This is a genomic window from Vibrio sp. 2132-1, from assembly GCF_033344315.1.
Map to the genome: position 1 here is coordinate 1 of NZ_JAWPON010000135.1, position 951 is coordinate 951.

Here is a 951-nt window from a genome sequence, read left to right on the forward strand (position 1 = left end):
TATAGCATTCAAAAAGTAACACTCATCAAGCGCGAAGATAGCTACATACAACTTCAGATGGAAAAGCTGGCGGGGCAATTTCGACAAGCCAATATTTTTCTTAACAGCTATGCGTACACGCTGAGTAAAAGTGATGTGCTGCAGGACTATTTTATCAATCACGACAATCCCTACCGTGAGCGAGTGCTTTTTAGCCGCCTAGATGAAACCGCTGATGTTCTGAGCCATGGCTATAAAGGGGATGCAAGCATGGCGATCCTCGACGGCAAGCAAAATCTGCTTTATTACACCGAAAACCAATATTACGAATCGTCCGGCGTTGTTGACCCAAAGGTGCTGGAGTACATAGCAACCAGCTTCGCGGCTCGTGGTGAATACAGCCACACAGGGTTCATTTATAACTCCAGTGGCCAAAGCATCTTGTTGCGATACGAACTCATTGACAAACGAACGGGCGCACCGCCAGTTAGCTTCGATCCTAGCAACGTGTTTTTTGTTGTCGTGTCCGTATCTTTAGAAGTGTTTAACGACATCAAACACGACGTCGAATTTGATACTCATAGTGTGATTACGTTTGCCGATAAACCCATTTATCTAGACATCCCTCTTGCGCAAACCATTGAACTTCTGCCCCACTTTTATGCGGTGCTCTCTCCAGCGGAGTATCTGATGTGGAACAAAGTGGACAAAGTATGGCTAGAGCTTGCACTTTCTTTTGGTATCGCGGCATTTTGTACCATCACGCTGATCGTCTTAGTGCTCTATCGTTACGTTTTGCATCCAGTCTCTCGCCTCGATAAACAACTCAGCGAGCTAGAATCGAATCAGCGAGACAACATCGAAAAGCTCGGAACCAATGATGAAATTGGCCGTCTTTCATCTCGCTTTTTTGATATGTACGAAGAGCTCAACGTCATTTACAAAAAGACCAAACGTCTCGCAGAAACTGAT

1 pseudogene is annotated in these 951 nt (G+C 45.2%); it reads left to right on the plus strand.

The features are described from left to right. Window positions 1–951, plus strand: a pseudogene (locus tag R8N47_RS23940) (diguanylate phosphodiesterase); the annotation flags it as partial.